This is a genomic window from Klebsiella sp. Sb-30 (assembly GCF_057652795.1).
Window position 1 is genome coordinate 2,814,614 of the sequence record NZ_CM172749.1, and the last position, 25,788, is coordinate 2,840,401.

The 25,788-nt window shown below is 55.0% G+C and carries 23 protein-coding genes; 8 read left to right on the forward strand and 15 right to left on the reverse strand.

What is annotated here, in order from left to right; translation table 11 throughout:
- The first annotated feature begins 118 nt into the window (after positions 1-118).
- Both pqqU and rihA read left to right on the forward strand, forming a co-directional pair.
- Complete coding sequence (pqqU, locus tag AC236I_RS13215) at positions 119-2,230, forward strand: TonB-dependent receptor PqqU (RefSeq protein WP_015584407.1); 2,112 nt, start codon at positions 119-121, stop codon at positions 2,228-2,230.
- A 318-nt stretch (positions 2,231-2,548) separates the two neighbouring features.
- Positions 2,549-3,484: a pyrimidine-specific ribonucleoside hydrolase RihA gene (rihA, locus tag AC236I_RS13220; protein WP_004861601.1), complete on the forward strand. Its 936-nt coding sequence runs from the start codon at positions 2,549-2,551 to the stop codon at positions 3,482-3,484.
- Between the two features lie 269 nt (positions 3,485-3,753).
- On the opposite strand, the gene AC236I_RS13225 is transcribed toward rihA, so the two are convergent.
- The 5 genes from AC236I_RS13225 to AC236I_RS13245 form a co-directional block, all read right to left on the reverse strand.
- Positions 3,754-4,116, reverse strand: a complete 363-nt coding sequence (locus tag AC236I_RS13225; RefSeq protein WP_004861599.1) for a DUF596 domain-containing protein — start codon at positions 4,114-4,116, stop codon at positions 3,754-3,756.
- A 5-nt stretch (positions 4,117-4,121) separates the two neighbouring features.
- The gene (locus tag AC236I_RS13230) at positions 4,122-9,461 is read right to left on the reverse strand and encodes a DUF637 domain-containing protein (RefSeq protein ID WP_487608515.1); all 5,340 of its coding nucleotides are present in this window, start codon (positions 9,459-9,461) and stop codon (positions 4,122-4,124) included.
- Positions 9,462-9,514: 53 nt separating this feature from the next.
- Positions 9,515-11,200: a ShlB/FhaC/HecB family hemolysin secretion/activation protein gene (locus AC236I_RS13235; RefSeq protein ID WP_080965658.1), complete on the reverse strand. Its 1,686-nt coding sequence runs from the start codon at positions 11,198-11,200 to the stop codon at positions 9,515-9,517.
- A gap of 275 nt (positions 11,201-11,475) precedes the next feature.
- Positions 11,476-12,513, reverse strand: a complete 1,038-nt coding sequence (locus AC236I_RS13240) for an NADP-dependent oxidoreductase (protein WP_004861590.1) — start codon at positions 12,511-12,513, stop codon at positions 11,476-11,478.
- 65 nt (positions 12,514-12,578) lie between these two features.
- Positions 12,579-13,154, reverse strand: coding sequence for a helix-turn-helix domain-containing protein (locus tag AC236I_RS13245; protein ID WP_015584412.1), 576 nt, complete (start codon positions 13,152-13,154; stop codon positions 12,579-12,581).
- 210 nt (positions 13,155-13,364) lie between these two features.
- Here AC236I_RS13245 and AC236I_RS13250 point away from each other — a divergent pair, with 210 nt between their 5' ends.
- Complete coding sequence (locus tag AC236I_RS13250; protein ID WP_048024282.1) at positions 13,365-13,883, forward strand: GNAT family N-acetyltransferase; 519 nt, start codon at positions 13,365-13,367, stop codon at positions 13,881-13,883.
- Positions 13,880-14,329 carry a DMT family transporter gene (locus tag AC236I_RS13255; RefSeq protein WP_044351008.1) on the forward strand — a complete coding sequence of 150 codons (450 nt, stop codon included), beginning with the start codon at positions 13,880-13,882 and terminating at the stop codon, positions 14,327-14,329. The genes AC236I_RS13250 and AC236I_RS13255 overlap by 4 nt, the downstream gene beginning before the upstream one ends.
- Before the next feature lie 9 nt (positions 14,330-14,338).
- On the opposite strand, the gene AC236I_RS13260 is transcribed toward AC236I_RS13255, so the two are convergent.
- Together AC236I_RS13260 and AC236I_RS13265 are read right to left on the reverse strand one after the other, a co-directional pair.
- Positions 14,339-14,572, reverse strand: a complete 234-nt coding sequence (locus AC236I_RS13260) for a YdcY family protein (protein WP_004861582.1) — start codon at positions 14,570-14,572, stop codon at positions 14,339-14,341.
- A gap of 16 nt (positions 14,573-14,588) precedes the next feature.
- Positions 14,589-16,187: an ABC transporter substrate-binding protein gene (locus AC236I_RS13265; protein WP_134936607.1), complete on the reverse strand. Its 1,599-nt coding sequence runs from the start codon at positions 16,185-16,187 to the stop codon at positions 14,589-14,591.
- Between the two features lie 262 nt (positions 16,188-16,449).
- Here AC236I_RS13265 and AC236I_RS13270 point away from each other — a divergent pair, with 262 nt between their 5' ends.
- On the forward strand, positions 16,450-17,883 hold the full coding sequence (locus AC236I_RS13270; RefSeq protein ID WP_104896210.1) for an aldehyde dehydrogenase: 1,434 nt from the start codon (positions 16,450-16,452) through the stop codon (positions 17,881-17,883).
- Positions 17,884-18,145: 262 nt separating this feature from the next.
- Here the strand turns inward: AC236I_RS13270 and AC236I_RS13275 are convergent, their stop codons facing one another.
- On the reverse strand, positions 18,146-18,916 hold the full coding sequence (locus AC236I_RS13275) for an alpha/beta fold hydrolase (protein ID WP_487608516.1): 771 nt from the start codon (positions 18,914-18,916) through the stop codon (positions 18,146-18,148).
- Positions 18,917-18,987: 71 nt separating this feature from the next.
- Positions 18,988-19,161, reverse strand: coding sequence for a GhoT/OrtT family toxin (locus tag AC236I_RS13280; RefSeq protein WP_004861568.1), 174 nt, complete (start codon positions 19,159-19,161; stop codon positions 18,988-18,990).
- Between the two features lie 190 nt (positions 19,162-19,351).
- Here AC236I_RS13280 and yncL point away from each other — a divergent pair, with 190 nt between their 5' ends.
- Positions 19,352-19,444, forward strand: coding sequence for a stress response membrane protein YncL (yncL, locus tag AC236I_RS13285; protein ID WP_004861562.1), 93 nt, complete (start codon positions 19,352-19,354; stop codon positions 19,442-19,444).
- Between the two features lie 52 nt (positions 19,445-19,496).
- Here yncL and AC236I_RS13290 read toward each other — a convergent pair whose 3' ends face one another.
- Positions 19,497-19,739 carry a hypothetical protein gene (locus tag AC236I_RS13290; RefSeq protein WP_032717568.1) on the reverse strand — a complete coding sequence of 81 codons (243 nt, stop codon included), beginning with the start codon at positions 19,737-19,739 and terminating at the stop codon, positions 19,497-19,499.
- A 647-nt stretch (positions 19,740-20,386) separates the two neighbouring features.
- Between AC236I_RS13290 and AC236I_RS13295 the strand changes: the two genes are divergently transcribed.
- The gene (locus AC236I_RS13295; RefSeq protein ID WP_086816685.1) at positions 20,387-20,509 is read left to right on the forward strand and encodes a small membrane protein; all 123 of its coding nucleotides are present in this window, start codon (positions 20,387-20,389) and stop codon (positions 20,507-20,509) included.
- 542 nt (positions 20,510-21,051) lie between these two features.
- Here AC236I_RS13295 and AC236I_RS13300 read toward each other — a convergent pair.
- Positions 21,052-21,225: a GnsA/GnsB family addiction module toxin gene (locus AC236I_RS13300; protein ID WP_004861555.1), complete on the reverse strand. Its 174-nt coding sequence runs from the start codon at positions 21,223-21,225 to the stop codon at positions 21,052-21,054.
- Between the two features lie 125 nt (positions 21,226-21,350).
- Complete coding sequence (locus tag AC236I_RS13305; protein ID WP_214240855.1) at positions 21,351-21,737, reverse strand: hypothetical protein; 387 nt, start codon at positions 21,735-21,737, stop codon at positions 21,351-21,353.
- Positions 21,738-22,033: 296 nt separating this feature from the next.
- Between AC236I_RS13305 and AC236I_RS13310 the strand changes: the two genes are divergently transcribed.
- A complete protein-coding gene (locus tag AC236I_RS13310) occupies positions 22,034-22,429 on the forward strand; it encodes a hypothetical protein (RefSeq protein WP_064367540.1) in 396 nt (131 codons plus the stop codon).
- A 186-nt stretch (positions 22,430-22,615) separates the two neighbouring features.
- On the opposite strand, the gene patD is transcribed toward AC236I_RS13310, so the two are convergent.
- Genes patD through AC236I_RS13325 form a run of 3 tightly spaced genes read right to left on the reverse strand, consistent with a single transcriptional unit; the run spans position 22,616 to position 25,788 of the window.
- Positions 22,616-24,040 carry an aminobutyraldehyde dehydrogenase gene (patD, locus tag AC236I_RS13315; RefSeq protein WP_064367539.1) on the reverse strand — a complete coding sequence of 475 codons (1,425 nt, stop codon included), beginning with the start codon at positions 24,038-24,040 and terminating at the stop codon, positions 22,616-22,618.
- Between the two features lie 22 nt (positions 24,041-24,062).
- Positions 24,063-24,869, reverse strand: a complete 807-nt coding sequence (locus AC236I_RS13320; protein ID WP_004861545.1) for an ABC transporter permease — start codon at positions 24,867-24,869, stop codon at positions 24,063-24,065.
- Positions 24,859-25,788, reverse strand: a complete 930-nt coding sequence (locus AC236I_RS13325; protein ID WP_004861543.1) for an ABC transporter permease — start codon at positions 25,786-25,788, stop codon at positions 24,859-24,861. The genes AC236I_RS13320 and AC236I_RS13325 overlap by 11 nt, the downstream gene beginning before the upstream one ends.

The window sequence follows — 25,788 nt, forward strand, 5'->3', positions numbered from 1 at the left end:
CGAAAATAACCATTCGGTGCCATTATTTAACGAAAATAACGTTAATAATTTTCAAAAAATTACAAAAGGGTTAACATGTGGACATATGTTCCGTTTGGTTCGTTTCACGAGTAGCTCTATGAAAATCCTTTCCGTGCGCACGGCTGCGCTACCTGCCCTCCTCTTTCCGCTGATCGCTGTGGCCCAGCCCGGCACCAGCGATGAACAAACTATGGTTGTGACCGCCGCGCCGACCGCGGTCTCCGAGCTCGATACCCCCGCCGCGGTCAGCGTCGTTAACGGCGATGAGATGCGTCAGGCGGCGCCGCGAGTCAATCTCTCTGAATCGCTGGGCGCCGTACCGGGACTGCAGGTTCAGAACCGACAGAACTATGCTCAGGATCTGCAGCTATCAATTCGCGGTTTTGGTTCCCGTTCCACCTACGGCGTGCGCGGGCTGCGCATTTACGTCGACGGTATTCCGGCCACCATGCCCGATGGCCAGGGCCAAACCTCGAATATTGATATCGGCAGCGTCGATAGCCTCGATGTCCTGCGCGGTCCGTTCTCTGCGCTGTACGGCAACTCCTCCGGCGGGGTGATCAATGTGACGACCCAAACCGGCAGCCAGCCGCCAACCATCGAAGCCAGCAGCTATTACGGCAGCTTCGGCACCTGGCACTATGGCCTGAAGGCGACCGGCGCCGTCGGCGACGGAACGCATGCCGGGGACGTCGATTACACCGTATCGACCAACCGCTTTACCACTCACGGCTACCGCGATCACAGCGGCGCCCGCAAAAACCTGGCGAACGCCAAACTGGGCGTGCGCATCAATGACGTCAGTAAGCTGACCCTGCTGTTTAACAGCGTGGATATCAAAGCCAATGACGCCGGCGGCCTGACCTACGATGAATGGCGGAATAACCCGCGTCAGTCGCCACGCGGCGATCAGTACAATACCCGTAAGTCGACGAAGCAGACCCAGGCAGGATTGCGCTACGAGCGTCAGCTCAGCGAGCAGGATGACCTGAGCGTGATGATGTACGCCGGTGAACGTGAAACCACGCAATATCAGTCAATCCCACGCGCGCCTCAGCTCAACCCCTCTCACGCGGGCGGCGTTATCGACCTGACGCGCCACTATCAGGGGATCGATACCCGCTGGACTCACCGCGGCGAGCTGCTGGTGCCGGTCACCTTCACCACCGGTCTCGACTATGAAAACATGAGCGAGCGGCGCAAAGGGTTTGAAAACTTCGTGATGGTCAACGGCGCGCCGCAGTACGGCGAAGAGGGGAACCTGCGCCGTAATGAACGTAATCTGATGTGGAACATCGACCCGTATCTGCAGACCCAGTGGCAGCTGACGGACAAACTCTCCCTCGATGCCGGCGTGCGCTACAGTTCGGTATGGTTTGACTCCAACGATTATTACGTTACCCCGGGTAACGGCGATGACAGCGGCGACGCCAGCTACCATAAATGGCTGCCGGCCGGCTCGTTAAAGTATGCGGTCACCGAGGCGTGGAACGTCTATCTCTCCGCCGGGCGCGGCTTTGAGACCCCCACCATTAACGAACTCTCCTACCGTTCCGATAACCAGAGCGGTCTGAACTTCGGCCTGCAGCCTGCGACTAACGACACGGTCGAGATCGGCAGTAAGACGCGGATCGGCAATGGCCTGTTTACCGCCGCGTTGTTCCAGACCAACACCGATAACGAGATCGTGGTGGATGCCAGCAGCGGCGGCCGTACCAGCTACAAAAACGCCGGCAAAACCCGTCGTCAGGGGATGGAGCTGGGGCTGGATCAGCAGTTTGGCGAAAGCTGGCGTCTGAAAGCCGCATGGACCTGGCTGGATGCGACCTACCGGACCAATGTCTGCGATGACGCCAGCTGCAACGGCAACCGTATTCCGGGCATCGCGCGCAATATGGGCTACGCCTCGTTCGGCTATCAGCCGGATCGCGGCTGGTACGCCGGCAGCGATATTCGCTATATGAGCGATATCATGGCTAACGACGAGAACACCGCCAAAGCCCCGTCCTGGACGGTGGTCGGTCTCACCACCGGTTATAAGTGGAGCTATGGCAAGATGGACATGGATCTGTTTGGCCGCGTCGATAACCTCTTCGATCGCAGCTACGTCGGCTCGGTGATTGTCAACGAGTCCAACGGTCGTTACTACGAACCCGCGCCGGGACGTAACTATGGCGTCGGCCTGAATCTCGCCTGGCGTTTTGAGTAATCCCAGCCTTAGATCGTACAAACCTGACTCCCCGGGAAGCACAGCGCCACCGGGGAAGCAGACCGCACAAACCCGTAGCCCCGGGAAGCACAGCGCCACCGGGGAAACAGACCGCACAAACCCGTAGCCCCGGCAAGCATAGCGCCACCGGGGAAGCAGACCGCACAAACCCTTAGCCCCGGAAAGCATGGCGCCACCGGCGGATCGTCCCCACGCGCGTCTTATTGCGGCTTACATCACGCTTTGTTTTATCCTTTCTCGTCTGTTGTGCCCTCGAGCGTTACCCTTGTCACAAATAACGCCCAACAAGGAGCTGCTATGGCACTGCCGATCATTCTCGATTGCGACCCCGGTCATGATGACGCCATCGCGATGGTTCTCGCCCTCGCCTCACCCGAACTTGACGTCAAGGCGATCACTGCCTCCGCTGGCAACCAGACGCCGGACAAAACCCTGCGCAACGTGCTGCGCATGCTGACGCTGCTGGGAAGGCAGGACATTCCTGTCGCCGGCGGCGCGCGTAAGCCGCTGATGCGGGAGCTGATCATCGCCGAAAACGTTCACGGCGAAAGCGGGCTTGATGGCCCGGCGCTGCCGGAACCAGATTTTACGCCGCAGGCCTGCACCGCCGTCGAGCTGATGGCCAAAACGCTACGCGAAAGCCCGCAACCGGTGACGATTGTCGCCACCGGCCCGCAAACCAACGTCGCCCTGCTGCTCAACAGCCACCCGGAACTGCATGACAAGATCGCCCGCATTGTCCTGATGGGCGGCGCGATGGTGTTGGGCAACTGGCAGCCCGCCGCCGAGTTTAATATCTACGTCGACCCGGAAGCGGCGGAGATCGTCTTCCAGTCGGGTATTCCGGTGGTGATGGCCGGGCTGGACGTCACGCATCGGGCGCAGATTCATGGCCTGGATATCGAACGTTTCCGCCAGGTGGGCAACCCGGTGGCGACCATTGTTGCCGAGCTGCTCGACTTCTTTATGGAGTATCACAAGGATGCCAAATGGGGTTTCACCGGTGCTCCGCTGCACGATCCCTGCACCATCGCCTGGCTGCTGAAGCCGGAGTTGTTTACCAGCGTTGAGCGCTGGGTGGGCGTGGAAACTCAGGGGAAATACACCCAGGGGATGACGGTGGTTGATTATTACTTTCTCACCGGCAAGCAGCCAAATACCACGGTGTTGCTGGATATCGACCGGGAGCGGTTTGTGGACCTGTTAGTCGAGCGGCTGGCGTTTTATGGCTAAATAAGGATTCTGAGAGACGTTAAAGGCTGCGATACTGCCTTCTGGATAAAGACGAGCGTCGGCAGTTTGCAGAGTATCAGGCGATGAGTTTGTCAGACGCAGAGCCTGTCCGCTCGTTCGTCAATAAACCTGCCTTTGGTCTGTCCGGGTTGGATCTATCAGAGGCAGGCAGCTTCGTTAATTCCAGTATCGTGACCGACAAACAGCGTTTACCCTGGAAAGGTATTCAAGGATAACGGCTCCGAAGAGCCGTTATGACTAGCGGTGTATCAGGTCCAGTCTTCATAGCCGTTCTCGTGGATCCAGACAATGCCAGCTGGGCATTTTTCAGTCAGAAACCAGAAGCCATCAAAAGCATCCTCTTCCATTTCCTCCTGTTTTTTGGGGAATCTCTTTTTAAAGAACGATATTTGCTCAGTAGAACTGCCTTGCAAATACCTCCCATGTGATGCCAACTTAATTTTTCCATCATCAAGAAGCATCTGCAATAATTGAAAGAAGAATGTCTTTCGTTGATTAAAATTAAGTTCAACTCCATAACATTCTGGAGGTGTCACATGCCATATAGCATTCATTGAATGCCCTTCTAAGGCATTTTTATATTCGAGATACTCCTCATTTGTAATTTTCATATGATTTACCTAAATTTAATTTCAATCGGCTTTTTAACTTTTCCCTGCAGATTATTGAGTTGTTCATTTTTTATAATTTCAACGGTCCACCGTGCTTTTGTATCATCCTTGCTCCTGGAAAAATCCCTAAGATTGATAGTCATTCCATCTTTCTTCGCATAATAAACTATTCCTAATGGGGTTTTCTGCTCTTGTAGCGGTACTGTTCCAGCTAGTGATTGTGCATAGTTAAGGATATCCCGCTCAGACAGTTTTTCCGTCGCAAAGACCTTGGTCGTTCCGTACTTATTACTTCCCCCATCACCCAACACCTGCGCAAACTCCTTCCCGAATACATTGAGCTTATCGCTACTCTGTTTTGGATCAAACACTTTAACTAACTGGTCAGTATTGGTTTTCTGGATATTGCGGACATAATCTGCTGTTTTCGTTGACAAACTCGCACCAGCAGCCGTTTCGCCTTTAATGAAACCGGCAACAGGCTGAATATTTAATGTTTTTGTTATATTCAGTTCATCATAGACCTTCACCAACTGCCGCGAAAGCTTCTTCAAGCTGTCTTCGGTTTTCCCGATAATCAGCGTACTGGCAGTGGTAATGGCCCCGGTACCGATAAGCGCTTCTGGTGCCACAATATCTGCCGCATAAATACCAGCCTGATTCAGGCAAAGCGCGGGGTTGGTTTTGCAACCGGCGATGACCAGCCTTGCCGCCAGAACCAACTCTGGTGCAGCACCAATCAGAGTCATGCCACCTGCGGTCAGTGCCATACCTCCACCGCTGGCAGCTGCCACGATAATCGCTGCTTCCCGCCGGGCCTGGACGCGTTTAGCTGCCTCCTTATCCCCTTTATCTGCCGCCAGAATATCCCGCTGATTATCCAGGGCATACTGTTGCAACATATGCTCCGTCATATTGTAGCGGTAAACATTTTGCGCGCTGTCCGCACCGCTATATGCGCCTTCGGGCGTATGCGTGGTCAGCGCACCGGTCAACGCGCCAATCACGCGGGCCGTTTGCTCTTTTGCCTCATTACCGTTTAGCGCTTCCTGCAGACGCCGCAACTGGCGCTCTTGCTCATTCAAATTAGCGGGTTCGAACAACGAGCTTTGCATGATGACGCCGGCCATCTCCGCTGCCAGGGCGCCAGCGGCCGCGCCTTTACCGTCACCCCGCCCGATTTCCGCGCTGATGCCAGCCAGAACCGCGTGGCTGACCGATTTCCCGGCCACGCCTAACACTTCACCATTATCCCCAATCAGCCCTGCGCCTTCGGCCTGAACCTGATTACCAACATTCGATAGCAGAGCATTGACCAGATTGTCCTTAAAGCTGCCGCCATTGATGCCGGTGTTCAGGCTGGAGCTGATCACCGATTGTCCAGCAACGCGCTGGGTAATCTTGCTCCACCCTTCATCTTTGACCAGCGCCGGCAGCCGTGCCTTTTCCGGCGCCACGCTGACGTTCATCACCTCATCAAACCCAGCCAGCGCCCCGCCGATAGCCATAGACGTTGCCAGAGATTTAACGGAGCTGCTGCTTCCAAGGCTTTTAAGAGTTTTTGACAGATTTCCCTGATTTTCAACCAGCGCGACGGCAGCCTGAGAAACCAGGGATGTCATACCCGCATAGGCTGAACCATACACTGCCGCGGAAGCCGTTGCGCCCGTAACGCCGGTTGCCGAAACAGCAGTGGTGCCTGCTATCGTCGCAAGACTGGTGCCTGCAGTGACCGCGGCCGCGGCTATCGCAATCACCGCGGCAACGGCCGGATTCAGACTCTGGCTTTTATAGTTCCAGCTGTCGTAGGCATCCTTGACCACATTCCACTGTACGTCATTACGGGTGTTCAACCCTTTTAGCCATTCGGTGCCCGGCTGAACGCCGAGGGCGGTAATGGCTCCCTGCAGCGCCTGACCATTTTTGGTTTTAACATCAGCACTGATGCCGCTTGCCGCATCCACCGTCAGCTTACCGCCGGCGTAAACGGAAGGCAGGACCCATTTACCTTCGCTATAACCCTTATTTGCCTGTTTAATATAAAAGCCTTTCGAGGTGCTGACGGTCTGCTCGAAGGTCGTATTCTTCACCGCCAGGAAGTTGACTTTTCCGTTGGTACTGGTCAGCGTCGCATTTTTCCCCGCCTCGATTTTACTGGCTTCATAGGTACTGTCATCGCGACTCAGCAGGTTAAGATTGCCTCCGGCGGTAAACTCAGTCACCCGATTGGTGGTCGTATGCTTTGTCTGCTTAACCGTCGTTTTCTGTCCCCACCATTTCCGTTTGGTGGTTTGCTTCTCATAATGACTGGACTCTTCCATCGCCTGGGCATATAGCCAGCCGCCTTTCGCTGCCACGTCCATCGCGCCTTTCGCCAGCAGGCGAGATGCCTGGAACAGAATACTGCCGCCCGAAATCACCGTCAGGGCGCCACCCGCATTAAGTGTCACACCGGTCTGGCTGACGGTCTCCGTCCAGGTGTTCCCGGACTCCCGATAAACGGTCCCCCGCGCGGACTGAAATTGCATATTCCCGCCGGAGGTCAGCGTGATATTACCGTTCGATGTCAGGGTGCTGCCGTTAGCCTGAATACCACCGTTTGCCGCCAGAGTGACACCCTTCGCGCCGTGCAGACGGGTCAATACATTAAGCTCATCCCGGTTATTGTCATTGCCGCTGTCCGTCACGCCATAGCCGTATGCTCCCAGCCAGATAAGCCTCCCCGCCTGTAAGGTTGCCGCTTTCCCGGCCGAAATATCTGCCCCCTGCAGGCCGATATCTGCCGCTGAGCTAATGAGCAGGTTACCCCCGGCTTTCAGGCGGCTGCGTAACTCGGGTATACGGTTGTCCGGGAATAAATCGCTGTAACGGTCGCTGAGGATCCGCATATTCAGGTCAGTATTTGCGCCTGACGTGAGACTAATATTGCCCCCGGCGTCAAGACTGGCGCCATTGAGATACAGATGTTTTCCGCTAAGCGTAATATCACCCGAGGCGCGCAATGAATCCGCGGGTAACATTAGGTTAAACAGCTCCTGTTTGCGTTCCCGGGTCAGGTTATAGCCCGGGCGCATATGGTCCAGCATCGCTTCATTTTTATCCAGCGTGACATATCCGCCGGCAACCAGAGAAATGTTCTGACTCTGAACCGGAAGACGCGTATTCCTCAGCAGAATATTGCCACCAGCAGAAATTGACAGATCCTTACTGGCTTCAATACTCCCTAGCCAACGGACGCCATCGGCATGGAAATAATTCGGCTGTTCACTGGTATGGGAGTTCACGTCGCCAGTACGGCTGACGAGAGTAATATTCTGTCCCTTGAGTTCACTTTGCCAGGCCTCCACAGTTCCGCCCGTCACGACGGAAAGATCCTTCCCGGCCGTCAATAGTGCCAGTGCGACTTTGATACCTTTTTCTGACTGAAGGGTGATGTCTCCGGCGGCTTTCATCACATCGGTGGTGATAATTTGCCCTGCATGCAGGAAAATATTTTTCGCCGTAATGGTATCCGGGCGCGACATCACACCGGAATACTGCACACTGGTGTTATAAGGTTCATTACTCTCAATGCGATCGGAAAAGTCGGCCACAAAATTTCCGCCAGTAACAACTTTACTGGCTAAATAACTTTGTGGGCTCCAGCTATATCCTTTTTCACCGGTATCAAGATAACTCATCGGAGGATAAGGCCAACCCAACTTATCATATTGCTTATAGGCTTCAGTATCCGGAATGAATTTATTGAATCGTTCTTTGATCCCTACAGAATGACTCGTGGAAACAAATGTTTTCCCTGTCAGGATCATGTCACCCTTAGCTTTAAGGATACTGGCATTGTTCCGTAATGAATCAGCATTGATGAAGCTATTTTTACCTGAGTCAATAACTGCCTCAGGCGTACTCATTTTAACTAAAGTGCGAGTACGTTCATCAGGTATCCATCTGTCGATATTGCGAGTGACGTATGTGCATTCCTCAACCGAATTGCAGGGTAACATCCATTTTTCCCGCTTCGCATAATCCTCCTGATAAAGATCTTGTCGATTTTTTATATCACCGTTTTTATGCGCATTGAAAAGTACACCATAAATTCTCATGCCTTCACTGTCTACTGCTTCAGACTGTGACACTATGGTCAAAACATCGCGCACATTGCTGAGTTCATTGGTTCGTATAACTAGATCGCCGCTATTCGTCTGGATTCTGGCTGAACGGTTCTCCACCAGAGTCGCTTTATTACCCTGCGCATCCTTCTGTATCCACAGATTGTTGTTGCTGTGCAGGGCCGCCCCCTCGCCGGTGTTACGCACCGTGGAGGCAAACACCCGCATATCCCCGTGAGCCGTGGTACTGCTGCGGTTATCCACTGTTGTGGCCGCCAGCGTCATATCGCGCTCTGCCCGTACGCTGCTTCCGGCTGGTGTGACGATCTCCCGGCCGCTGACGTTCAGGTCTGTCTGCGATTTGACGTTGCTGAGGGTGATTTTTCCGGCCGCCGTCAGGGATATATCCCGCTGGGTTGAGGTAACGCTGTTCAGATTAACCCCCACCCCGTCTTCGGTGGCGACAAGACGAATTTTCCCGGCGTACATACCGCCCAGCGCCTTCGTATCAACCGCCAGCTGAGGTTTCGCCCCCTCCCCGGCAACAGGTTTTACCGTGCCATCTTTAAAACTGACCTGGTTCGCCCCCAGGGTCATGGTGAGGGTTTTCGCGTTAATTTTTCCATTCAGCTCAGTTGCCCGGCTGATAATATCAACATACTCCGCGCTATTTCCGTCGAGGCCCTTGCTACCGATAATCACTGAGCCTTTCTTAACGGCTAATGCATCCAGCGCCCCTTGTTTATCGAACTGCGGTTTGCCGGTGCTCAGGGTAACCGAAGGCGCGTTAATAAATCCGCAACCATCGCAGGTAATACCGTTCGGGTTGGCTATCATTACGCCAGCTTTATTACCAAAAACTTCCAGCTTGCCTTTTAACTCTGAGCGGTTGCCGCTGGTCACCTCGTTGATAATGAGTTCAGCCGGTTTGCCTTTTAATCTGCTGTTACCGTTGTCAATGGTGACGCCCAGCTGGGTTTTTCCGCCCTGCGTCGCGTTATTTAACACGGCACCGGGGGCCCCCACGTTGAAATCCTGATAGGTGTTGTGTGAAATGCCGGCACCGTTTGGCGTGGCGATATTCACCACCGGAACGTTACCGGGCTTGATGACAACCTGAGTATTCCCGTTAGCTGCAACGATGCCGGCGGCAATTGCGGGATGTAAAGGCTGAACGGCGGTAAGGTAGATCAACAGCCAGCTGGCGCCCCTGGCCAGCGGATGGGCAAGCTTATCCATATCTGAACATCCTTTTATTGTGGAGCCAAAGGGCCCCTGCTGTGTGCCGGCAGTTAAAGTGAAACGGTGGCCTGCCAGTAAACCACCTGTTTATCGGGGTTAAGTCGGTCGGGATACGATAGCGGCATGGCAAAGGTCAAAGACTGGCTGAGCCAGCGGCCTGCCAGCTCCAGTCCGAGGGAGGTCCCCGTCAGCGTGCCGCCATCGGTTATCCCTTTCTGGCTCACCACATGCCCGGTATCCAGCGCCCCCGTGGCTGACAACGTGCCGACGCCAGGAATGGTCATCCATTGCCATGTCAGTTCATTGCGCCAGTAGCCGCCGCGGTTGCCGCTGAGATACTGTTCTTTAAATCCTCTGACCGAGTACTGCCCGCCAACGGACAGCTGCTCGCTGGCGTAAAGGCGATCGGGCGTGGTTTGTCCGTATGCGGACGTCAGCCAGTACAAAGAGGGCGTGAGGGGATAAAACCAGCTGGCGCTCAGGCTAAAACGGCGGAATTCACTGCGCGGTAGCTCAGGATGAGCGGGGTCGTCGCGGGTAGCTCCGGCGAGGCTCAGGCCATGTGAAAGCGACGGGCCGACCGTCAGGTAGCCATTACCGAGAGTACGACTGTAGCTGAGCCCGGCTATTACGCTGGTCAGCGTTGGACTGCTGACGCCGAGACGTACGTCTCCCAGGCGATTCTCAGTTTCCCGGCGAGAAAAGGCCATATCCAGCGCCATCCGCTGTTTCCCGTCACGCCAAAGCGTTCGGCTAACCGCCAGACGCTGGGTCTGGACGTTCCCGTCGTACCGCCAGCGAGAGCTAGAATCGCCAACGGATAACGTTTGATAAAAATCGGACCAGCCGTATTGCGCGCTGAACAACCAGTATCCGTAAGGTACTGAGACTCCGGCCTGAAGGTTACGGCTGCGGCGGTCGTGGTGAAACTCGCTGTCCCTGCCTGCGGATAGCATCCATTGATCCGCCAGGCTGAGCGGATTATCTACGGTCAGCTGCGCATTCATCTGTCTGCTGCCGGTGCTTTTTTGCCCGCTATTATCAGCCCCTAAGCTCAGGCTCACCGGCAAATGATAGTCAGTTGCGATCAGCTCTACCCGGGAAAACCCCTCTCTACTCCCGGGAAGAATATCTATGGTCAGGGTCCTGGAACGCAGGCGATTAAGCTGGTCAAGTCCCTGCTCAAGGTCCCGCAGATTCAGAATCCGACCTTCGGCCTGCGGGAACGCCATTCTGAGGGCATTATCCTGGCTGCCGGCAAGAGTGATGCTTTCCACTTTTCCTTCAGTAACTTCAATCAGTAGAAGCCCACCAGAAATATCCTGTTCCGGCAGCCAGGCGTGGGAGGTAATGAAACCGCGGGAGAGATAGGCCTGAGTGATATCGCGGACGCGCAGCTGAATTTCCTGCAGGGACAAACATCCTTTTGCCGGCGCTGATGTCAGCGTCTTCTGCGCATCGCGAGGTAGAGCCGTGCTGCCCAGCAGGCGGATTTGCTTAATAGCAAAACATGGACCTTTTTCAACCGACAAACTCTTATCCGGGGAAAGCTGTATGGACGTGCTGTTTCGGAGCGCCTCTCGCTGCTGCTGAGTATGGTCCAGCAGAGCCTTCTGCTGTTGCTCAATAGCGCTCTGGTCGGCCGGACTCAAAGGGGCCGCAAACAGAGTAAAAGGCATGAGTAACGGTGCAACAAAAAACCAAAGACGGCGAGCGGCAGGCAATAATGTCAGCATCAAAAACTCCATTTTTTGAAATGTTGCGACATTAAATGTAATATTTTGTAATTAAATGTCCATTAAAAATTCAATATTGTGCATCCGTACTCATCTGAAAAAACAGGCATGGCGCGTTACGGTTAGCCACTGAAGTAACGTATTCACGGTCGCGGAAGAAAGGTAAGGCAGGATATTTAACAAAGAGGTGAGTTAAGGAAAAACCCGGATGGGGCGCGCCATTTCTGGTGCCTGGCCGATCCTCGCCCCGGCGCTCTGCCGCCGGGGCATAAGACCTATTCGTCGGGTGAAACCCGGACCACGACTTTGCCGAAGTTTTCGCCCTTCAGCAGACCAATCAGCGCATTGGGCGCACGCTCCAGGCCATCAACAAGCTGCTCGCGGTACTTGATTTTGCCTTCCCGTACCCAGCGCCCCATCTCCTCCTGGAACTCGGCAATACGATGCCCGTAGTCCTGACCGATAATAAAGCCCTGCATCCGGATCCGTTTTTTCAGCAGCGTCGCCATCAATAGCGGCAGACGATCCGGCCCCTCCGGCAGTCCGGTCGCATTATACCCGCTGACCAGGCCGCACACCGGTACCCGCGCCGAGGTATTGAGTAGCGGCAGCACGGCATCAAACACCTTGCCGCCGACGTTTTCATAGTAAACGTCAATGCCCTGCGGGCAGGCCTGCGCCAGCTGTTCGGCAAAATCCGGCGCGCGATGATCGAGGCAGACGTCAAAGCCCAGCGTCTCGACCGCGTAGCGGCATTTCTCACTGCCCCCGGCAATCCCTACCGTACGGCAGCCTTTTAGCTTCGCGATCTGGCCGACCGTACCGCCAACCGGCCCGGTGGCCGCGGCCACCACCAGCGTTTCTCCCGCCTTCGGCTGACCGATATCCAGCAGCCCCATATAGGCCGTAAAACCAGGCATCCCAAGGATGCCGAGCGCCCACGAGGGGTGTTGCGGATGTTCACCCAGCTTCACCAGCCCGTTGCCATCGGAGAGTTCAAAATCCTGCCAGCCGCCGGAGCTCAGCACCCACTCTCCCGGTGTAAAGTCAGCGTGGTCAGACGCTTCAACGCGACTCACCGTTCCACCGACCATCACGGCGCCGATGGCAACCGGCGGCGAGTAGGACGGCGCATCGCTCATGCGCCCGCGCATGTAGGGATCTAACGAGAGATAAACCGTGCGCAGAAGCACCTGCCCGGGACCCGGCGTCGGGGCCTCGCTCTCTTCCAGACGGAAATTATCCCCTGTCGGCTCGCCGTGCGGGCGAGAAGCCAGCACCCAGCGGCGGTGACGTTGCGGATGAAAAGCCATAGCAAACTCCTCTTGTTTAGGACCTGTACTGAGGCTAGTCGCAATTGCCGCCGCGCACATTGGCATTATGAGGCAGATTGATTTAATCGCACGACCAGATAGGTGCAGGATGTGCTGGATTCATTGATAAAACGGCAGTCGTTAGGCGGCCCCAGTTCGAGACAATCGCCGGCTCGCATCTCATGCCGGGTCGCGCCCTCGACAAAAACCAGCTCCCCCTGTTGCAACCAGATCAGCTGACGCGCCAGCGCGTAGGAGGCTGCGGGCATCGGTACATCGCTACCCGCCGGCAGCTCCACCTGCACCAGATCGATAGGCAGATCGCTGCGCGGCGAAACGTGACGCCGTAAATAGTGGCTTTGCGGATCGCGCCATACCGGCTGCTGGGCAAAGCGCAGCAGTTTACCTTCCTGCATCTCCGCTCGGGCAATCAGCGTCGACATACTAATGCCAAAAGCGCCGGACAGCCGCCCCAGCATCGATGCCGTCGGACTACTCTCGCCGCGTTCGATCTTGTGGATCATGGCGCGTGAGGCGCCGGCGCGCTCGGCCAGTTCGCTGAGCGACCAGCCGCGAGATTCGCGCTCGATGCGGATACGTGCGCTAATGCGCTGATTCATATTGTCTTCAATAGTATTCATAGCGTAGTACTATAGTGTATGAATTAATCTCAAACAAGGCGACCTCAGGCAAAACCCGCGTCGTCTCGTCTGGCCACCTCACCCCCGATATACCTGCACGCAGACGACAGGCCATGATAAATTTCTTGCTAAAACAGATGACAGCGTCGCGTACATTATTGTAATAATACCGTACTACTATAGTGTACGGATATTGAGTTGAGGTTTGCTATGACCATTCGTTATGCCTGCAAAGAAGATTGCGCGGCGATTGCCGAAATTTACAACCACGCGGTGCTGCACACTGCCGCCATCTGGAATGACAAAACCGTCGATACCGATAATCGCATCGCCTGGTTTGAAGCGCGTCAGCTGGCAGGCTATCCGGTCCTGGTGAGCGAAGAAAACGGCGTCGTGAGCGGCTATTCTTCGTTTGGCGACTGGCGCGCATTTGACGGCTTTCGCCATACCGTCGAACATTCGGTCTACGTCCACCCCGATCATCAGGGTAAAGGATTAGGCCGCAGCCTGCTGGTGGCGCTGATTAAGGAGGCCCGTCGCCTGAACAAACATGTCATGGTGGCCGGTATCGAAGCGCAAAACCAGGCCTCTTTGCATCTGCACGAAACGCTCGGGTTTGTGACCACCGGACAGATGCCGCAGGTCGGCACAAAATTTGGCCGCTGGCTGGATCTGACCTTTATGCAGCTCCAGCTCGACGATCGTCGCGATCCGGACGCCAGCGCATGAACGCTTCGCTGACCCTCGCCTGTCTGATTGCCGCCGGCGTCGGACTGGTCGTGCAAAATACGCTGATGGTGCGTATTACGCAGTCCGCCTCCACAATACTCATTGCGATGCTGCTGAACTCGCTGGTGGGGATTGTGATTTTCGTTACCATCCTGCTCCTGCGCCACGGTGCTGCGGGCTTTCAGGAGCTGGCGCTCAGCATAAAATGGTGGACGCTCATTCCAGGATTGCTGGGATCGTTTTTTGTCTTCGCCAGCATCAGTGGCTATCAGAACGTTGGTGCCGCCACGACGATTGCGGTGCTGATTGCCAGCCAGCTGGTGGGGGGACTCGTGTTGGATATCATTCGCGCGCACGGCGTGCCGTGGCGGGCGTTGCTGGGGCCGCTGTGCGGCGCGGTTATGCTGGTGGCAGGCGCCTGGCTGGTAGCCAGACGCCAGTTTTAGCGCGCAATATCAGAGAATGGCGCCGCCTTTATTCAACTGCTCGCGGCGCGTTTCCTGCTCTTCATGCTGCTGACGGCCGTGGTGGGCAATCGTGGTGCGTAAACGCTGCTGCTGGGTATAGCGTTCGTCGCGGCTCAGCTCAGCATCATCGCTCAGCGCCACCAGCAGTTCATTCATGTGAGTAATCACCCCTTCGGCGATCGCCGCATCGACGCGGGCGATAACGTCATCCAGATGTGCCATATGTGCTCCTTTCGGCTTAGTTCAATTTGACCTTCGAAAAATCGCTCCCCATCAGGCTCACGCTATACCCGCTAACGTTGCTGCGCGTGGCGTAGTAGGTTTTCCCGGTCGCCAGGGTGATCCATGGCGCCTGCTGATAAAAGATCTCTTGCGCCTGACCATACAGCGCGGCGCGTTGCTGCGGATCGCTGACCAGGATCGCTTTTTTGACCAGCGCGTCATACGACTTATCGCACCAGCGGGCAACGTTGGAACCGGTCTTGATATTATCACAGCTCAGCAATGTCCCGGCAAAGTTGTCCGGGTCGCCATTGTCCGACATCCAGCCAAACAGGGCGCTGTCGTGTTCGCCTTTGCGCATGCCGGAGAGATATTCCCCCCACTCATACGTGACGATTTTGGCTTTGATGCCCACTTTGCTCCAGTCGTTCTGAATCATTTCGGCAATGCGGCGCGAATTGGGGTTGTAGGGGCGCTGTACCGGCATCGACCACAAGGTCACCTCCGCCCCTTTTTCCAGCCCGGCCTGCTTCAGCAGCGCTTTCGCCTTTTGCGGATCGTAGTCGTAATCCGGCAGATCTTTCTTATAACCGAGCATATTCGCCGGCAGCGGAGATTTGGCTACCGCGCCCGAATCCATAAATACCGCTTTGACGATTGCCTGTTTGTCGGTGGCGTAGTTCAGCGCCTGACGTACCAGCACGTTATCAAACGGTTTTTTCTCGGTATTAAACGCCAGATAGCCGACGTTCAACGCTTCAACAGCCTGCAGCGCCAGATCTTTATTGCCCTTGATCGCGGCGAACTGCACCGGCGACGGCGCCGGGATAATCTGACATTCGTTGGTTTGCAGCTTCGCCAGGCGAGTCTCGACATTCGGGGTGATGGAGAAGATCAGATGTTTTGTCGGCACCTCGCCTTCCCAATAATGCGGGTTAGCAATGTAGCGGATAAGCGAATCGACTTTATACTGCTGAAGCGCATACGGGCCGGTCCCGACAGGCCAGGTATCAACATACTCCGGCGTGCCTTTCTTCATCATGGCATCGGCGTATTCCGCGGAGAGTATTGAGGCAAAATCCATTCCCCAGTCGGCAAGGAAGGCAGCATTCGGCTCGCTCAGTACGAACTGGACATGATAATCATCGACCTTTTTCACCTCTTTAATCAGCTTATCCAGCCCGACATCATGAAAATATTCATAGTTGCCCTGCGAAACGTTATGGTACGGATGTTTCGCATCCTGTTGACGCAGGACGGAGAACAGAACGTCATCGGCGTTAAAATCGCGGCTCGGGGTAAAGTACTTATTGCTGTTGAACTTCACTCCTTTACGCAGGGTAAAGGTCCAGGTCTTGCCATCTGGCGATACCGTCCACGCGGTGGCCAATGAAGGGATCGGTGTGTTTTTAAGCGGATCAAAGGTGATCAGGCGGTTATACAGCACCTGCGAGCTGGCCACAAACGAGGGGCCGGAGCTGGCAATCTGCGGGTTAAATGATTCCGGCGATGCTTCGGAGCAATAGATCAGCGTATCGTTACCGGCCGCCCACGCGGCGCCAGCCGGCAACCAGGCGCTTAACGCCAGCGCAATTAACGTTTTCCCTGTAGACATGGTTATAAACCTTATCAATTTGTTATAAGTGCTCTAATAACAGCACAGCGGCATGCAACCGGCAAATAATCAATCGGTATCAGGTTATGCTGAAAGCGCTGTTTTCGCCGATTTATTCTCCAGTCCGGGCCAACCTGCTGAAGTTGTGAACTGCCTATAAAACCAGAAAAAAAACGTGCGATAACCGCCCTGCCTGTCCCATGCGCTCCCGTCGCCCGATACACTCGGAAAACCGCAGAACACAACCCAACGAGGTTTTCCCATGACAATTACCTGCAACTTATATACCGATGGCCAGTGGCATGATGCTGAAGGCCAGGCCACTTTTACCCGCACCAATCCGCTCAGCGAACAGCCGGCTTCCACCGCATCGGCTGCGAGCCTGGCCGACGCCCGGCGCTGCGTCGAGGCCGCCGCTGCCGCCTTCCCGCAATGGCGTGACACGGCCCCCGCCGAACGTCGCCGCCTGCTGCTGGAGGCGGCGGAGCAAATGCAGCAACGTGAGGCAAAATTCATCGCCGCAATGTCGGCTGAGACGGGCGCGACGGCGCACTGGGCGGGTTTTAACGTTCATCTCGCCGCCGACATTTTGCGGGAAGCCGCCGCCCTCACCACCCAGATTGAAGGGCAGATTATTCCGTCGAATGTACCGGGCAATCTGGCTATGGCCGTCCGTCAGGGTGCTGGAGTGGTACTGGGGATGGCGCCGTGGAATGCGCCGCTGATCCTCGCCACGCGCGCGATTGCAACTCCGTTAGCCTGCGGGAATACGGTGATCCTCAAAGGAGCCGAGATGTCGCCCGCCAGTCAGGCGTTGATTATTGATGCCCTGGCTGCGGCGGGATTACCGGACGGTGTCGTGAACTATCTCACCTGCGCGCCGGAAGATGCGCCCGCGCTGGTGGAGTCGCTTATCGCCCATCCGGCAGTACGCCGCGTTAACTTTACCGGCTCTACGCCGGTCGGACGCATTATCGCCCGCACCTGCGGACAGTACCTGAAACCGGCAGTGCTTGAACTGGGCGGCAAAGCGCCGCTGCTGGTCCTCGATGATGCCGATCTCGAACAAGCGGCGGCCGGAGCCCTCTTTGGCTCATTCGCTAACGCCGGGCAGATCTGTATGTCGACCGAGCGCATTATCGTCGACGAATCGATAGCCGATGCCTTTATCGCCCTGCTCAGCCGCCGCGCGGCAACGTTGCCCGCAGGGCTGATGGGGCCGGTTGTCGATATGAAGACCGTTACACGCTGCAATGCGCTGATTGACGACGCGCTGGCAAAAGGGGCCCGGCTTTTAACCGGTGGTAAAGCCGACACAACCCAGATGCGCGCCACGTTGCTTGATGGGGTGACCCGCAGCATGCGGATATGGCAGGAGGAGTCCTTTGGCCCGGTAAAAGCCATTATCCGGGTGCAGGATGAGCAGGAGGCGCTGACGGTAGCCAACGAAAGTGAATACGGACTCTCCTCGGCGGTATACAGTCGCGACACCGCCCGGGCGTGGAATGTTGCCCAGAGATTGCAAACCGGCATTTGCCACATTAATGGCCCCACCGTGCACGATGAAGCGCAGATGCCGTTTGGCGGCTGCAAAGCTTCCGGCTACGGACGCTTTGGTGGCCGCGCAGGTGTTGCTGAATTTACCGAACTGCGCTGGATAACGCTGCAGACCAGCCCGCGCGAACTGCCGTTTTAATCAGCGGATCTGCCGGTTGCCGATTCTCATCACCAGTTTAAAACAGCCCCATTGCGCTGCCGTTCCGGGGAAGGCTAACCGCGGAACGGTCGCAACGCCGTGACGACAGCGCGCCACAACGAAAGATGCTGATCTTTAACCAGCGCATCTCCTGCCAACCGGGCCGAGAAAGTTAGTCCCGCTACACGCCAGCGTCTTCGCAAGCCACGGCTGGCGGTTCCGTCCTCCGCGCGGTCGGGCAAACAAGTGATCACGGCGATATTTAGCCGTCCGCCTGCGTACCCCCGAAGAATTGCGCCATGCAATCGGCCAGGGCAACGGGATTCTCCCAGGCCATAGAGTGGCCCGCATCCGGCACCACCAGCAGCGGAATACCGACGGCGACAACGTCGTCAGCTTCCTGAGCCGGGAGCGACAGCTCACCGTAAATCAGCGCCTTGCGGCAGGATAATTGCTGAAAGCGGGCGAACCAGGACGGCGACGCCCCGTCGACCAGGCTGCTGGCTCCTCGCCATACTGCCCAGGGGGCGCTGTTTTGCAGACACCCGCTCCAGGGAGACGTTTCCGCTGCCAGCAGATCGGCAAAGCCGCGGGCGACAAACTCGGCTTCCGGCTGGGCGACGATAGCCCGACTGTACATGCCGCCGCCGGCATAAAGATTAGGTTCGGAGACCAGCAGAGCCTGGACGCGACGGCCCAGAAGCTCCGCCGCTTCAATGGCAATACTGCCGCCCATGCTATGCCCGAACAGTGAGCAGCGGGTCAGCTGCAGACTGTCAAGCCACTCCACAACAACCCGCGCCTGTTCAGCGATACCGTAACTAAAAGAGCCGGGCCTGTCGCTATAGCCAAAGCCCGGCAGATCGATCAGCAGAGCCCGCCGGCCGGAAAAAGCCGGATCGGTCGCTACGCCGGGATAATCATAAGAGGATGCACAACCCAGCCCGTGAATAAAGACCACCGGGTCGCCGTGCCCTGGGAAATCAAACCAGCGCACGTTCGCGCCCGCGAATGAGGAAAAATAGCGCTTCATAAGGTTGCCCCGCCAACAGTTACTGTGTTTTTATACAGCAATATTGTGGCGGTTGCCATCGCTTTATGCTGTCAGAATAAAGAGACCAGCAGCGCCATCGGAAAGCTAAACGGCCAGGTGGCGCCGATCAACAGAGCGGCCAGCAGGCGAATCAAACGGCTCTCTTTTGTCAGAAACCAGCTAATGATTGCACAAATACATCCCATAACTGCATAAAAAACCAGCATTTTCTGGTATAAGGTCATTCTTCTTCCTTCCCTGATAAGCCCCATTATGATACGGAGATGCGTGGCAGCAGAAGTGCGACACAGTCCGCAAAATCACACAATGAATCGCACGCTTAATCAGCGGAAAACAACCAATTCATCCTTGTCTGATAGCACTTCCTTTCGCCTCGTACTATACCTGTAGAGGCTTACTCATAAAGGTGGCGTTATGGATGTTTCCAGCAAAACCGTAATTCTGATTAATGTCGGCGTAGCTTTCGCGCTTATCAGCCTGTTATCTGTTCGTTTTGGTTGGTTTTAGTGATTTTATTCAGCAAAGAAACCTAAAAAAGCAGCCTCTGCGGGCTGCTTTTTTACGCTTTAATCGCGACGGTTTTATCCGCGCGGGTCTGAGCCTGAAGCTCGGCATTAGCCTTCATATATTCAGGGTCATAGCCAGGCAGCAGATTAACTTTTTCATTATCCCACTCAGCCGCCGTACAGACGGATTCGCTGACCCCCTGCTGTTCACACAGGCTAATACGCCGGGCAGGTAAATTGCCATACAGAATTGCCGTGGCGCAGGCCACTGACAGAAAAAAAGCTATTTTTTTCAAAACAAGATCAACGTCGAAGTAACAAATTATGACAAATGTTCGCATGAGCCAGCCTGTAAAGTCAAACCTCAAGCATCCTTTTACCCCCAGGCCGCCGCGGCCAGACAGCGTTTCTTAGCATTTTTCTACACCATGTAGTGGAACAAAATGTCGCGGAACAAAAAGATGCCTCCGCGGATATCCCTTCATTCTCCCCCTTTCATCTCTGCAGGTTACTGGACAATATGAACAATTTGTCGTCATTTCCTCTATGAAAACAATCTGGTCAGGTGAAATTAAAAAGAAAATAACTGTCTGATACCTTACATGAGGTTCCGAAGAGTTCGATGAATAATAAAAATAGTGTATAAGAACAAACCTAAAAAACATCATAAATTATACGGTAAATTAATGATGGATAATAAAAAAACCTATAGGAAGTTGACTAAAAATGCGGAACAACTTAAACGCCAGCCCAAAAAACCAGCAAGAAAAAACACACCAATACATTGATTAATAACAAATAATTAAATCAACCCTGTCTTTTCAACAGTGACTGACAATGCACTTATCAGTAAATATCATTTGCGTTATCACCCTTTAGAAATTACATTTTAACTGCATATTTTGACCTTTTTTGTTTTTACTCATTTATTTTGGGGTGGTACATGTCTGGAATTATTGTGCTTATTGTGGCACTGCTATTGCTGGTAATTGCAGCGTATAATCTGGTCTCTTACATTCGCGACCGTCGTCAGTCTGGTTTACCGACCAAAAAATCAAAGCGATAGCACGACGCGCGCGTGACAACATCGTGCGAATAGGCCACAAACGTTTTGCTCACTGCAACTTCATGCGCGATAAATAACACTATAGTTTATGCGGGAAATAGATCGTTCCGCCCTCTCTGCGCCCTTCTCTCACCTATTGTGCCGACGTTGTACACAGCAACAAAAAACCCCTGTATTCAGTACAGGGGTTTTATTGTGGATTGCCGCAGCAGCGGATATATCATCTGGATTCGCTCTCTGTCTCTCCACGCTGACAGGAGGTTACGCGCCCCACCCGGCGCTTATCTCCGGCACTCATTGGCTTAGCTCTTGAAGGGGCATGAGAATATTCTCATATTTCGCTGTCTCTGTTTTAGCAATTACTGCCATTGTGACTATTAGCAAGCTAATGCACTCGATGAGTGACTATCCCGTCCGTTACAAGCTCGCGATCGCGCCATCAGCGTCACCCGGCCACCGCCTCATACTCACGGCCGGCCTCTGAAGGTTGTGCCATCCGCAGCAGCGGGCATAAAAAAGGCCGCCCCGGCGACCTTTATCTTTCACATCAGCTTGATTCTGACGTCGTATCCGTCAAGACCCGACATGGTTTCATGAGCAACAAACTCAATTTCAGAGACTTCTTGCCCCGTTTTCTTGCGCAGTTCTGCAATCTTTTTGCTAATCAGCGCCGAGATCTCTTCTTCAGCTTTACGAGTCAGCTCTTCGCTTTTCATTGGTCAACTCTCCTTGAATTTCACGATGTCGTATAGCGTAAGGGTTGTCCCGCGTTAGCCGAAAGCCAACCCTAATCCATTATAAACAATAGGTTATCTTCCTTGAAGCTGTTTTTTGCTATCGGTTATTTAGTGATATCAGGTCCTGTATCACAACGCCATTTTTTAAGCATAGTACGCCCATCCTGTAGAGGAAAGGAGATGGTGGCGACGCCATTTTTGCGGTTGAAGAGAACTTCGGATTGGTCCAGGTCTTTGGCATAGATGGTTCCTTCCGCATCGCTAAAATTGTCGGCGCCATAAGCTCTTACATACCAGCCATCTATCTCGATCGATGCAAATTGCTGCCATGTCGTGTCAATTCGCCGCAGCCACCCCGCTGAAAAGCTGCCGATGGCAGGACTATCAGCCAGGATGATGTTTTGATCCACCAACATGCAGTTGAGTCGCCTTTTTTCCGTGTATTCAGCATTGTCCGCGCCTGCGCCTGATGAAAGGATTGGCATAGCCATCACTATGGTCGCGAGTAAAATGCGGTACGCAATATATTTGTCTGACATAATCTGTATAAATTAAATTATAAACTGAAAATATAGCACAAAAACAGAATAAATAACCATTCGGATGCTATTACACTCTGCCAGCGCCCTACAGAACGACAATGTTTTGCGATAAACAGGGAAACTGATAGCCATTTCCCGGCTTTGCTAATGTATTTGCATGTGAAAACAGGCAATATTTAGCATTAGATTGGCGGCCAGTATTTCATCGGCCCCCTTCAGATTGTCACGACAAGGAACAATGAATAATGGCGCGGACCTATTTTCTCGGTTGCCTCCTGCTTCTGGCCGCTTCATCCGCCGATGCGGGATGCTGGGTTATTGAAAACTTGCGGGGTTCTGGCGCCCATGAGAACGATCAATATGCCATTAAAAACGATGGTTTCGCGGGAAAAGTGTTTGTGGTGAACATTGATAAAAAATCCCCTTCCGTCACCGACAGCATCATGAATTACACCGTGGTAAGTCCAACGGCCATGACGGGAACCTATGCCACGGATCTGGGGCTGACTATCCAGACATGGCAAATTTCCACCGATGAGACAAAAGCGCTAATGACGCTTAACAGAACCAACAAAAATAACGTCTTACAGGATGCCGTCGCATCTTTTATCGGCGATGTTAAAGCCAGATGTGATCATTAATCTCTTCTCTTGCTGCGCTCCATAGACAGTTCAGTTAGCCATAGCGCGACGACAATCTCCGAATGGCACCTTCGCAGTTCACGGTTCAGCGTTTTATCTCCCTATCGCGCGGCGGCAGTAAAAAAACCGCCCGCAGGCGGCTTTTTATCTCTATGCCGGCAACAGGCACCCGGCTTCTGTCGGCACTTAGTGTTTTATCATCACATGACGCACGACGGTGTAGTCTTCCAGACCATACATCGACATATCCTTCCCATAGCCGGAGAGTTTCTGTCCGCCGTGCGGCATCTCGCTGACCAGCATAAAGTGGGTATTAACCCAGGTACAGCCGTACTGCAGACGCGCGCTCAGACGATGAGCCCTGCCCACATCGCGGGTCCATACCGACGAAGCCAGGCCGTATTGGGAATCATTGGCCCATGCCAGCACCTGATCTTCATCGCTGAACGAGGTCACGCTGACCACCGGACCAAACACCTCACGTTGAACAATATCATCATCTTGCCTGGCGCCCGCCAGCAGCGTCGGTTGATAGAAATATCCCTTGCCAGTCGCCGGGTTTCCTCCGGTCACCACCTGGATATGCGGTAATGCGCGGGCAGCTTCAACGGCTGCGCTGACCCGCTCCAGATGCGCCTGCGAGCTCAGCGGCCCCAGTTCAGTAGCAGGGTCGTCCGGCTGGCCAATTTTCAGCGTAGCCACGGCCGCGCCCAGTTTCTCCACCAGCCGATCGTAGATACCCTGCTGGGCATAAATACGACAGGCTGCGGTACAATCCTGACCAGCATTATAAAAACCGAAGGTCCTCACCCCCTCCACGACGGCATCGATATCCGCATCGTCAAACACGATCACCGGCGCTTTGCCGCCCAGTTCCATGTGCGTACGTTTTATCGACGAGGCCGTATGGCCGATAATATGGGCGCCGGTGGCAATCGAGCCGGTGAGCGACACCATGCGCACCTTCGAATGGCCGGTCAGCGGATCGCCCACGGTTTTACCACGACCAAACAGCACGTTCAGCACGCCGGCAGGGAGAATCTCTCTGGCCAGCTCAGCCAGCTTCAGCGCCGTCAGCGGCGTAATCTCTGACGGTTTGATGACCACGCAGTTGCCGGCTGCCAGCGCCGGCGCCAGCTTCCACGCCGCCATCATTAACGGATAGTTCCACGGTGCGATAGAGGCCACCACGCCAACCGGATCCCGGCGAATCATCGAGGTATGCCCCTCCAGATATTCCCCCGCCGCCATACCCGGCAGACAGCGCGCCGCGCCGGCAAAGAAGCGGAACACATCGGCGACGGCGGGCAGCTCGTCGTTCATCACGCAGTGCAGCGGTTTGCCGCAGTTTAAGGATTCCAGCTTCGCCAGCGCCTCCGCGTGATCGGTAATCGCCTCCGCCAGCTTTAACAGAGAGTCCGCGCGAGTTTTCGGCGTCGTCTGGCTCCAGCTGACAAAGGCCCGATCCGCTGCCTCAACCGCCGCGTTGACCTGGGCCTCCGTGGCTTCTGCAATCTCCAGAATGACCTCACCATTAGCAGGATTGAATACTGGCACCATTTCGCCTTCACCCGCCACTAACTCACCGTTAATCAAAAGGTTATGTTGCATAGCATTATCCTGTAGAAATGAATTATTTACTGTTTTCAGCACTCATGTCGCTATCACGGGTAAGCCACCAGGCCCCCAAAATGGGTATCGTCGTCACCAGCATCACCAGCAGCGCGACCACGTTAGTTACCGGTACATCGCGCGGGCGCCCCAGCTGATTCAACAACCACAGCGGTAAGGTACGCTCATGCCCGGCGGTAAACGTGGTGACGATAATTTCATCAAACGATAAGGCGAACGCCAGCATTCCCCCCGCCAGCAGCGCCGATCCCAGATTCGGCAGCACCACATAGCGAAAGGTCTGCCAGCCCGTGGCGCCTAAATCCATTGATGCCTCCACCAGACTCCACGATGTCCGGCGAAAACGGGCGATGACATTGTTGAACACCACCACCACGCAAAACGTGGCATGCCCCACGACGATAGTGAGCAGGCCAGGTTCCAGATTGACCTCCTTAAAGGCCGTCAGCAGCGCAAGTCCGGTGATAATCCCCGGCAGCGCGATCGGCAACAGCAGCAGTAACGACACCGCGTTTTTGCCAAAAAACGTACTGCGCCATAATGCGCCTGCAGCCAACGTGCCAAGTACCAGCGCAATCGCCGTCGACATTGCGGCGATTTTAAGTGACAACGTCACGGCCTCGATAATATCGCTGCGCCCTGCCGCCTCGCTGAACCAGCGCAGCGTCAGCCCTTGAGGCGGAAAGCTAAAGGCAGCATCTTCGGTATTGAAAGCATACAGCGCGATAATCAGCAGCGGAAAATGGAGGAAAACCACCCCGCCCCAGGTGGCGACTTTGAGGAACAGCGGTGCCCGTTCAGAGTGCATCGAACGCTCCCAGGCGCTTCACGAACGCCAGATAAAGGGCAATCAGCACAATCGGTACCAGGGTAAATGCGGCCGCCATCGGCATGTTGCCGATCGCCCCCTGCTGGGAATAGACCATATTGCCAATAAAGAAGCCGGGCGGCCCCACCAGCTGCGGAACGATAAAGTCCCCCAGCGTCAGGGAGAAAGTAAAAATCGACCCGGCGGCAATGCCGGGGATCGCCAGCGGCAGCACCACGTGGCGGAAGGTCTGCCGCGGGCGGGCGCCAAGATCGGCGGAAGCCTGTAGCAGCGAAGGCGGCAAGCGTTCCAGCGCCGCCTGTACCGGCAGGATCATAAACGGCAGCCAGATATAGACAAACACCAGAAAACGGCCGAGGCCTGAGGTCGACAGCGTATTTCCGCCGACCGCCGGAATCGTCAGCACCAGGTTTAACACCCCCTCCAGCCCGAGATGCCCGAGAAACCATTGCGCCACGCCATCTTTCGCCAGCAGTAACGTCCAGGCGTAGGCCTTCACGATATAGCTCGCCCACATCGGCAGCATGACGGCAATATAGAAGAATGCTTTCATTTTGCCGCGGGTATAGCGAGCCATATACCACGACATCGGCAAAGCCAGCACCGCGCTGGCTATCGTCACCGACAGCGCCATCACCAGCGTGCGGACAATGATGTCGTAGTTCGCCGGATTAAACAGCGCTTTGAGGTTGGCGAGCGTCAGATCCGTGGTGACCGACATGGTGAAATCATCAAAGGTGTAGACGCTTTGCCACAGTAAAGTCAGCAGCGACCCCAGATAGACAATGCCGAACCACATTAACGGCCCCAGCAGGAGCAAGAACAGGCCGAGCGATGGCCTGCGCCAGAAGAGTGCGGACAGACGCCCGGACGGTGCGCGCGGAATGACCATCGTCAT

What these genes read in the sequence shown, in the direction of transcription:
- pqqU (WP_015584407.1), top strand. Translation starts at nt 119, where the DNA reads ATGAAAATCCTTTCCGTGCGCACGGCTGCGCTACCTGCCCTCCTCTTT.
- rihA (WP_004861601.1), top strand. Translation starts at nt 2,549, where the DNA reads ATGGCACTGCCGATCATTCTCGATTGCGACCCCGGTCATGATGACGCC.
- AC236I_RS13225 (WP_004861599.1), bottom strand. Translation starts at nt 4,116, where the DNA reads ATGAAAATTACAAATGAGGAGTATCTCGAATATAAAAATGCCTTAGAA.
- AC236I_RS13230 (WP_487608515.1), bottom strand. Translation starts at nt 9,461, where the DNA reads ATGGATAAGCTTGCCCATCCGCTGGCCAGGGGCGCCAGCTGGCTGTTG.
- AC236I_RS13235 (WP_080965658.1), bottom strand. Translation starts at nt 11,200, where the DNA reads ATGCTGACATTATTGCCTGCCGCTCGCCGTCTTTGGTTTTTTGTTGCA.
- AC236I_RS13240 (WP_004861590.1), bottom strand. Translation starts at nt 12,513, where the DNA reads ATGGCTTTTCATCCGCAACGTCACCGCCGCTGGGTGCTGGCTTCTCGC.
- AC236I_RS13245 (WP_015584412.1), bottom strand. Translation starts at nt 13,154, where the DNA reads ATGAATACTATTGAAGACAATATGAATCAGCGCATTAGCGCACGTATC.
- AC236I_RS13250 (WP_048024282.1), top strand. Translation starts at nt 13,365, where the DNA reads ATGACCATTCGTTATGCCTGCAAAGAAGATTGCGCGGCGATTGCCGAA.
- AC236I_RS13255 (WP_044351008.1), top strand. Translation starts at nt 13,880, where the DNA reads ATGAACGCTTCGCTGACCCTCGCCTGTCTGATTGCCGCCGGCGTCGGA.
- AC236I_RS13260 (WP_004861582.1), bottom strand. Translation starts at nt 14,572, where the DNA reads ATGGCACATCTGGATGACGTTATCGCCCGCGTCGATGCGGCGATCGCC.
- AC236I_RS13265 (WP_134936607.1), bottom strand. Translation starts at nt 16,187, where the DNA reads ATGTCTACAGGGAAAACGTTAATTGCGCTGGCGTTAAGCGCCTGGTTG.
- AC236I_RS13270 (WP_104896210.1), top strand. Translation starts at nt 16,450, where the DNA reads ATGACAATTACCTGCAACTTATATACCGATGGCCAGTGGCATGATGCT.
- AC236I_RS13275 (WP_487608516.1), bottom strand. Translation starts at nt 18,916, where the DNA reads ATGAAGCGCTATTTTTCCTCATTCGCGGGCGCGAACGTGCGCTGGTTT.
- AC236I_RS13280 (WP_004861568.1), bottom strand. Translation starts at nt 19,161, where the DNA reads ATGACCTTATACCAGAAAATGCTGGTTTTTTATGCAGTTATGGGATGT.
- yncL (WP_004861562.1), top strand. Translation starts at nt 19,352, where the DNA reads ATGGATGTTTCCAGCAAAACCGTAATTCTGATTAATGTCGGCGTAGCT.
- AC236I_RS13295 (WP_086816685.1), top strand. Translation starts at nt 20,387, where the DNA reads ATGTCTGGAATTATTGTGCTTATTGTGGCACTGCTATTGCTGGTAATT.
- AC236I_RS13300 (WP_004861555.1), bottom strand. Translation starts at nt 21,225, where the DNA reads ATGAAAAGCGAAGAGCTGACTCGTAAAGCTGAAGAAGAGATCTCGGCG.
- AC236I_RS13305 (WP_214240855.1), bottom strand. Translation starts at nt 21,737, where the DNA reads ATGGCTATGCCAATCCTTTCATCAGGCGCAGGCGCGGACAATGCTGAA.
- AC236I_RS13310 (WP_064367540.1), top strand. Translation starts at nt 22,034, where the DNA reads ATGGCGCGGACCTATTTTCTCGGTTGCCTCCTGCTTCTGGCCGCTTCA.
- patD (WP_064367539.1), bottom strand. Translation starts at nt 24,040, where the DNA reads ATGCAACATAACCTTTTGATTAACGGTGAGTTAGTGGCGGGTGAAGGC.
- AC236I_RS13320 (WP_004861545.1), bottom strand. Translation starts at nt 24,869, where the DNA reads ATGCACTCTGAACGGGCACCGCTGTTCCTCAAAGTCGCCACCTGGGGC.
- AC236I_RS13325 (WP_004861543.1), bottom strand. Translation starts at nt 25,788, where the DNA reads ATGACGATGGTCATTCCGCGCGCACCGTCCGGGCGTCTGTCCGCACTC.